Raw genomic sequence first — 7,638 nt, 5'->3', positions numbered from 1 at the left:
AAGTGCTGCGCGTGACGGGAGAGCACTGACATGTCCGCATTTCGTTACGAGGCGATCGATCGGACCGGCCGCACGCTGAAGGGCGTGCTGGAAGCCGACAGCGCGCGCGGTGGCCGCAGTCAATTGCGCACGCAGGGATTGACGCCGCTCGTCGTCGAGCTTGCCGCCTCGAAGCTGCACGGCGAACGCAATCAACGCCTCGCGCTCGGCCGCAAGCTGTCGCAGCGCGAGCAGGCGATCCTCACGCGCCAGCTCGCGAGCCTGCTGATCGCCGGGCTGCCGCTCGACGAAGCGCTGCTGGTGCTGAGCGAACAGGCCGAGCGCGACTACGTGCGCGAGCTGATGGCGTCGATTCGCGCGGAAGTCGTCGGCGGGCATTCGTTTGCGAACGCGCTGTCGGAACACCCGCGCGATTTCCCCGACATCTATCGCGCGCTCGTCGCGGCGGGCGAACACACCGGCAAGCTCGGCATCGTGCTGTCGCGCCTGGCCGACTACATCGAGCAGAGCAACGCGCTGAAGCAGAAGATCGTGCTCGCGTTCACGTATCCGGCGGTCGTCACCGTGATCGCGTTCGGCATCGTCACGTTCCTGCTCAGCTACGTGGTGCCGCAAGTCGCAAACGTGTTCACCAGCACGAAGCAGCAGCTTCCGTTTCTGACGATCGCGATGCTTGCGCTGTCGAATTTCGTCCGGCACTGGTGGTGGGCGTCGCTCGCGGCGGTCGCGTCGGCTGGATTCCTCGTGCGCAAGGTGCTGGCCCGGTCGGGCCCGCGGCTCGCGTTCGATACCTGGCTGCTCACCGCGCCGCTCGCCGGCAAGATCGTGCGCGGTTACAACACGGTGCGTTTCGCGAGCACGCTCGGCATTCTCACCGCGGCGGGCGTGCCGATCCTGCGCGCGCTGCAGGCGGCGGGCGAAACGCTCGGCAACCGCGCGATGCACGCGAACATCGACGACGCGATCGTGCGCGTGCGCGAAGGCTCGGCGCTGTCGCGCGCGCTCGGCAATACGAAGACGTTCCCGCCGGTGCTCGTGCACCTGATCCGTTCGGGCGAAGCCACGGGCGATGTGACGACGATGCTCGATCGCGCGGCCGACGGCGAGTCACGCGAGCTCGAGCGTCGCACGATGTTCCTGACGAGCCTGCTCGAGCCGCTGCTGATCCTGGCGATGGGAGGTGTCGTGCTGGTGATCGTGCTCGCGGTGATGATGCCGATCATCGAGCTGAACAACATGGTGCAGTGATGCGTGCGTCAGCGGACGAACGCGGTCGGGTTCTGCGCGACGGGCAGCGCGACTTCGCGTTGCAGTCCGTCCCGATCGACGACGATCGAGCGCGCACGCACCTCGGCGAGCTTGCCGATCTCGCCAAGCATGCCGCCGAGCCGCACGACGCGTGCCGGATCGCCGCCGATGCTGACGATCGCGGCCGAGTGGCGCGCATCGAAAGACAGGATGCCGAGCAGCTGGATGGCCTGCTGCGCGTCGTCGCCCGGCTTCGCGCCGAACAGCTGCGCGCCGGCGGACACGTCGAACGGTGCCGGTGGTGCCGGGCGCGCAGGTGCGGGTGCATCGGGGGCGTTCAGCACGCGCACGGACCATAGCGCGACCGCGACGAGCGACGCGGCGGCGGCCAGCGTGGCGAGCGCCGGCGCGATGGCGGACGGATGTTTGACCGGGTACAGCAGATCGATGGGTTTCATGGCGGTGGGACGATCAGGGGATCGGCGGAAACACCGATCGGGTTCAAGCGACATATTCGTATTCTTTGACGCGAGGATGAATGCATGATGACGCCACACGACACGCGCGCACCGATGCGCCACGCACGCCGGCGACAACGCGGCTTCACGCTGATCGAAATCATGGTCGTGATCGCGATCCTCGGGATTCTCGCGGCGCTGATCGTGCCGAAGATCATGAGCAGACCTGACGAGGCGCGCCGCATTGCCGCGAAACAGGACATCGGTACGATCATGCAGTCGATGAATCTGTACCGTCTCGACAACGGCCGCTATCCGACTCAGGAGCAGGGGCTCGGCGCGCTGGTTCAGAAGCCGACGACGGAGCCGGTGCCGAACAACTGGAAGGACGGCGGTTATCTCGAACGGCTGCCGAACGATCCGTGGGGCAACGCGTACCAGTATCTGAACCCGGGCACGCACGGCGCGATCGACGTGTTCAGCTACGGCGCGGACGGCAAGGCCGGCGGAGAAGGGAATGATGCGGACATCGGTTCGTGGCAGTAGACGCGTGATGCGCGCGGGCATACCGGAACGGCAGCGTCGCGTGCCCCCGGCGCACTCCGTTCGGGGCGCGGCCGGCTTCACGTTGCTCGAAATGCTCGTCGTGCTGGTCATCGCCGGGCTGCTCGTCGCGGTCGTCGCGCTCGCGCCGTCGCGCAATCGGCGCACCGATCTCGCCGAGGACGCGCAGCGTCTCGCCAACTTGCTCGAATCGGCCGGCGACGAGGCGCAGGTGCGTTCACTTGCGATCGCGTGGCAGCCGGTCGACGGCGGCTACCGGTTCCTCCAGCACACCGAGCGCGGAAACTGGACGCCGATGACCGACGAGCTGTTTCGTCCGCGCCGCTGGGGCGCGGACGTGACCGGCGTGTCGATCCGGTATACCGGTGGCGGCGAGCCCGTCTCGCGCGTCGTGATCGGCGAGGAAAGCATCGACGTGCCGGTGACGATCACGCTGTCGTCCGGTGCGATACGGCTTGCCGTCGTCGCGACCGGGATCGGCAATTTTGTCGTGCAGCGACCGCTCGTGTGCATGCCGTCGCAACATAGCGGGGAGACGCGATGTCGAGCCTGATCGTGCTGTTGCCGCCGCTCGACACGTTCGATGCGCAGACATGGCAAACCATGCCGATGCCGTATGCGTGCTTCGATCGCCACGCGCGGCTCGAACGGGCAGGCGACGCGCCGCCGGATGCATGGCCGAAGGCGGCGGCCACGGTGCTCGTGCTGGCTGCGCGCGATACGCTGCTCATCGACGTCCCGCTGCCGCCCGTCACCGGCATGAAGCTGCGCCGCATCCTGCCGCATGCGGTCGAGGAGTATCTGATCGATGACGCGCAACGCTGTCATGTGGCCGTCGCGCCCGCGGCGAAGGGCGATGCGCAGCGGCGCGTGGCCGTCGTCGAGCGCGAGCGGTTTGGCGCGCTGCTCGATGCGTTCGTCGCTGCCGGCCATCGCCGCTTGCGTGTGGTGCCGTTGCTCCACTGCATGCCGGCCGGCGAGCTGACGATAGCGGCGCCGATGCCTGCCGCGCGAGCGGACGACGCGGTCATCGACAGTGCGGACGAAACGGCGGCGGCTGTCGCCGAAACCGACGATACGGCTGCAGGAGAGGGTATCGAATCCGGGCTGCCGGACGAAGCGGACGTGCTGATCGTGCGTCGCGCGACGCTCCGTATCGAAGCGAACGATGCCGATAACGCCACCGATAACGTTGCCGATAGCAATGCCGACAGCGACGACGACGCGCAGTGGCTCGACGTGGCGGTGAAGCAGGGCACGGCGGGATTCGGTTTCGAAACGCACGCATCCGCGCTCGACGTCGCGATCGCGGAGCTGTCGCGTCTCCAGCCGATCCGGGTTCATGCATTGGCAGTCACTGCACACGGCGATGCAGACGAACCGCAAGATGTCCCTGCCACCGCCGACGTGCGCGCGCCGGCATTCGCCCGCGCCGGCGCGGCCCGACCCAACGCGTTTCCGCTCGCTGCGCGGACCTTGCCGTGGGAAACGCTTGCGCACGGCGCGCTCGCATGCCCGTTCGACCTGTGTCAGTTCGAATTCGCTTCCGGTGCGCGCGCAACGGGCGTATCGAACGGCTGGCGCCCATGGCGGTTCGCGCTCGGCTTCGCGATTGCCTCGCTGGCTGTCTCGACCGCGACGGTGAACGTGCAGTGGTATCGGCTGCGTCATCGCGAGGACGCGTTGAACGCGCGGATGACGGACGTGATGAAGACCGCCTTCCCCGGCACGACGGCGGTGCTCGACCCGCATGCGCAGATGCAGGCCGGCCTCGAGCGGCTGCGCGGCGCGGCGGGCGAGCTGCGCGCGAACGATTATCTGGTGCTCGCATCTGCGCTGGCGCGCGCGCTGGCGCCGATCCCGTCCGACGCGGTCGCGATGCTCGACTATCGCGACGGCTCGCTCGACGTGACATTCCGGCCGGGCACGACGCTCGACGCCGACGGTTTCCGCCGTCGGCTGCAGGCGCAGGGCCTGACCGTTCAGGAGGACAACGCGAAATGGACCATCGGTTCCGCGCGGCCCGCGCCGCGCTGACGGCGTGGCTCGAGACGCGCACGCCGCGAGAGCGGACGCTGCTCGTGGCAGGCGGTGCGCTCGCGCTCGCCGCGTTCGTCTACACCGCACTGTGGGAGCCTGCGGACACCGGCCGCACGCGGATCGCCGCGCGGCTGCCGGCGCTGCAGGCGCAGCTCGCCGACGTCGAGTCGCAGCTCGGCGAGGTGCGCCGGCTGCGCGCCGCGGCCGCGGTCCGCGTGCCCGCCGGCGCGGCATTGCGCGATGCGCTCGCCGCATCGCTCGTGCAGGCGGGTATCGTCAATGCGCAGGTGGCCGTCATCGGCAACGGCGTTCAGGTGGGCGTGAAGAGCGTGCCGTTCGCCGCGTGGATGGGCTGGCTCGACCGCGCGCGCCGCGAGCAGCGGGTGCGCGTGGCGGCGGCGAGCGCGAGCTCGGACGGCAAGCCCGGCGTCGCGACGGTTTCGGCGACGCTGCAGCCGTCGTCGGAGCCGTGAGCATGGTCCGTACCTTTCGACACATGCGTGCCACGGGTCCGGCATAACGTGTGGCGTCAGGACTCGGCGGCACGACTCGCGGGGCAACCAATCGACGGATGAGGACGATGCGCGACGAACGATCCGCGAACCATGACGAGCCAACGGGCCGCAGCAGATCCCGCGCAGGGGCCCGTGGCTTCACGCTGATCGAAGTGCTGGTCGCACTCGCGATCGTCGCGATCGCGCTGGCCGCCGTGATGCGCGCGATCGGCTCGCTCGCGTCGAACACCGACGCCGCGCGGATGCGATTGCTCGCGCTGTGGAGTGCGGACAACGCGCTTGGCGCGATACGCATTTCAGCCGGCTGGCCGGCCATCGGCAGCGACACGTTCGCGTGCCCGCAGGGCCCGTATCCGTTCGTCTGCCGCCAGTCGGTCGCGGCGCTGTCCAGCCCGCTCGTGCGGACGGTCACGGTGAGCGTCTATCCTTCGGCGACAAGCAGGACCGTGCTCGCGCAGGTCGTTACGGTGGTACAGGATGAAGCACGTCATTGAGCGCCGCGTGCGCAAGCGAGCGAAAGGCTTCACGCTGATCGAGATGCTGGTCGCGATCACGTTGCTCGCAGTGATCGCGCTGCTGTCGTGGCGCGGGCTCAGTGCGACGATCGTCGGCCGTGACGACATCGCGTCCAGTCTCGCGAACACGCGGCTGCTCGGCCGCTATTTCTCCCAGTTGCAGTTCGACATGCTGAACCTCGTGACCGCCGACGAGGTGTTCGGGCCGCCGCTGCGTATCCGTCCCAATGAGCTGGTGCTGGTGCGCCACGTCGGCGTCGGCGGCGGGCCGGCACAGGTGCAGGTCGTGCGCTACCGGCTGAACGGGCGGACGCTCGAACGCAGCGCGTCGCAGCCGCTCGCGTCGCTCGCCGAGCTCGACGCCGCACTGCACGAGATGGACAGGTTCGCGAGCGTGGTGGTCAGTCGCGAGGCGCGCGCGATGCAGCTCGCGGTATGGATCGCGCCGGACGGCTGGACGTCGAACCAGCGCGTGATCGAGCAGACCTACGCGCAATTCCTGTCGCAGCACGGGATCAGCAACGTGACGTCGATCGGGATGCCGCTGCCGCGCGGCGTCCGCTTCAAGGTGTCGATCGGCTCGCCTCCAGTGGACTACGTGCGGATGATCCCGATCGGCCAGTAGCGGCGACCACCGCGCCCCCCCATGGCGGCGCGTGTCGCGTCCGGAATGGTCCGTAACATTCGTCATCGTCGTGTTACCGGCCTTCCATTAGTCTCCGTCGGGATCGATCGCCGTGACCGCCCGTGCGGCGCGCGTCGCGGCGACGGCATGCGCATAACCTGAAGGGGGCGAACGTGGCGGGCGAATACCGACAGGAGGCACCGGCGGGTGCGGCCGCGAATGACGAGGGTGCGCAGCGGCAAGCAGCGGGGATGCTGACGCGCGCGCGCAACTGGCACGGGGCGGGGCGCCTCGCCGATGCGGCGCAGGAATATCTCGCGGTGCTCGCGAAGGAGCCGGACAATCCGCAGGCGCTGCACCTGTACGGCGTGCTGCAATTCCAGCGCGGCGCCGCGGCCGAGGCCGAGGCGCTGATTCGCCAGTCGATCGCGATCGAGGCGGGCGCGCGCGCGCTGTCCGATCTCGGTGCGATCGTCGGCGAGAGTGGGCGCGTCGACGAGGCGCTCGAGCATTTCGCCGCCGCGCTGCGAGTCGAGCCGAACGACGTGCAGACGCTCGTGCGCCAGGGCAACACGCTGCTCGGGCTGCAACGCCACGAGGCGGCGCTCGCGGCGTTCGACCGCGCACTCGCGCGCTCGCCGCTGGTGCTCGACGCGTGGTGCAACCGCGGCAGCGCGTTGCGCGCGCTGGGCCGTTTCGACGAGGCGCTCGACACCTACGATCGCGCGCTGATGGTCGATTCGCGTTCGTTCGAGTCGTGGTTCAACCGCGGGCTGGTGCTGCGCGCGCTGCAGCGCCCGGCCGACGCGCTGCACTGTTTCGACCGCGCGGTCGAGATCCGGCCCGGCGTTGCCGCGATGCTGACGATGCGCGGCCAGACGCTCGTCGATCTCGGCCGCCTGAACGAGGCGCTCGCGGCGTTCAACGAGGCAATCGCGGCCGAGCCCGCACGGGTCGACGCGATCTACAACAGCGCGGTCGCGCTGGAGCGGCTCGGCCGCGCGGGCGAGGCGATCGAGCGCTGCGAACGCGTGCTCGGGCACGATCCCGGCCATGCACGCGCATTGGCGTGCCGCGGCAATGCGTACCTGCAACTGAAGCGCCACGACGACGCGCTACACAGCTATGCGCTCGCGCTCGCGATCGAGCCGCACGCGGCCGATATCCAGTGCAATCGCGGCACCGCGCTGCGCTTCCTGCAGCGCTACGACGAGGCGCTCGCGAGCTACGATGCCGTGCTCGCGCACGACGCGGATTTCGCGGAAGCGTGGACCAACCGCAGCAGCGTGCTGCAGGACCTGCATCGTTACGACGAGGCGATGGCCTCGCTCGATCGTGCGCTCGCGCTGCGTCCCGATCACCCGACCAACTGGCTCAATCGCGGCAACCTGCATTATGAACTGTCGCAGCCGGCCGACGCGCTGGCGGCGTACGAGCGTGCGATCGCGCTGAACCCGGATTACGCGGACGCACATTTCTCGCGCGCATCGCTGTATCTGGTCGAGGGCGACTTCGCGCGCGGGTGGGCGGAATACGAATGGCGGCTGCGGGACGCGCAGCTCGCGCGGCACTATCGGCCGTTCGCGCAGCCGCTGTGGCAGGGCGACACCCCGCTCGACGGCAAGACCATCCTGGTGCACGCGGAGCAGGGCTTCGGCGACACGCTGCAGTTC

Annotated in this window: 9 protein-coding genes; 8 read left to right on the top strand and 1 reads right to left on the bottom strand. The window is 69.1% G+C overall.

The genetic code is table 11. The features are described 5' to 3' along the window. The first annotated feature begins 30 nt into the window (after positions 1 to 30). The gene (gspF, locus tag LIG30_RS00045) at positions 31 to 1,248 is read left to right on the top strand and encodes a type II secretion system inner membrane protein GspF (protein WP_038708539.1); all 1,218 of its coding nucleotides are present in this window, start codon (positions 31 to 33) and stop codon (positions 1,246 to 1,248) included. Positions 1,249 to 1,256: 8 nt separating this feature from the next. Here gspF and LIG30_RS00040 read toward each other — a convergent pair whose 3' ends face one another. After that, complete coding sequence (locus LIG30_RS00040; RefSeq protein WP_051994798.1) at positions 1,257 to 1,706, bottom strand: general secretion pathway protein GspC; 450 nt, start codon at positions 1,704 to 1,706, stop codon at positions 1,257 to 1,259. An 84-nt stretch (positions 1,707 to 1,790) separates the two neighbouring features. Here LIG30_RS00040 and gspG point away from each other — a divergent pair, with 84 nt between their 5' ends. From gspG to LIG30_RS00005, 7 genes are all read left to right on the top strand, one after another. Continuing rightward, the gene (gene gspG / locus LIG30_RS00035; RefSeq protein WP_162491941.1) at positions 1,791 to 2,252 is read left to right on the top strand and encodes a type II secretion system major pseudopilin GspG; all 462 of its coding nucleotides are present in this window, start codon (positions 1,791 to 1,793) and stop codon (positions 2,250 to 2,252) included. Beyond that, a complete protein-coding gene (locus LIG30_RS00030) occupies positions 2,227 to 2,823 on the top strand; it encodes a GspH/FimT family pseudopilin (protein WP_083493824.1) in 597 nt (198 codons plus the stop codon). The genes gspG and LIG30_RS00030 overlap by 26 nt, the downstream gene beginning before the upstream one ends. Then, entirely contained in the window at positions 2,811 to 4,307 is a 1,497-nt protein-coding gene (gene gspL, locus LIG30_RS00025; RefSeq protein ID WP_038708538.1) for a type II secretion system protein GspL, read from the top strand. The genes LIG30_RS00030 and gspL overlap by 13 nt, the downstream gene beginning before the upstream one ends. Further along, entirely contained in the window at positions 4,271 to 4,783 is a 513-nt protein-coding gene (gspM, locus tag LIG30_RS00020) for a type II secretion system protein GspM (RefSeq protein WP_038708536.1), read from the top strand. Before gspL ends, gspM begins: the two co-directional genes overlap by 37 nt. A 107-nt stretch (positions 4,784 to 4,890) precedes the next feature. Then, a complete protein-coding gene (gene gspI, locus LIG30_RS00015; protein WP_038708534.1) occupies positions 4,891 to 5,319 on the top strand; it encodes a type II secretion system minor pseudopilin GspI in 429 nt (142 codons plus the stop codon). Further along, positions 5,303 to 5,965, top strand: a complete 663-nt coding sequence (locus tag LIG30_RS00010) for a PulJ/GspJ family protein (protein WP_038708532.1) — start codon at positions 5,303 to 5,305, stop codon at positions 5,963 to 5,965. Before gspI ends, LIG30_RS00010 begins: the two co-directional genes overlap by 17 nt. Positions 5,966 to 6,216: 251 nt before the next feature. Next, the coding region (locus tag LIG30_RS00005) for a tetratricopeptide repeat protein (RefSeq protein WP_442856831.1) at positions 6,217 to 7,638 on the top strand (1,422 nt) is incomplete at its 3' end.

This window comes from Burkholderia sp. lig30, from assembly GCF_000687455.2.
In the GTDB taxonomy this organism is placed as follows: Bacteria; Pseudomonadota; Gammaproteobacteria; order Burkholderiales; family Burkholderiaceae; genus Burkholderia.
Note: the sequence above shows the minus strand (reverse complement) of the source record. Positions and strands in the feature narration are given on the sequence as shown.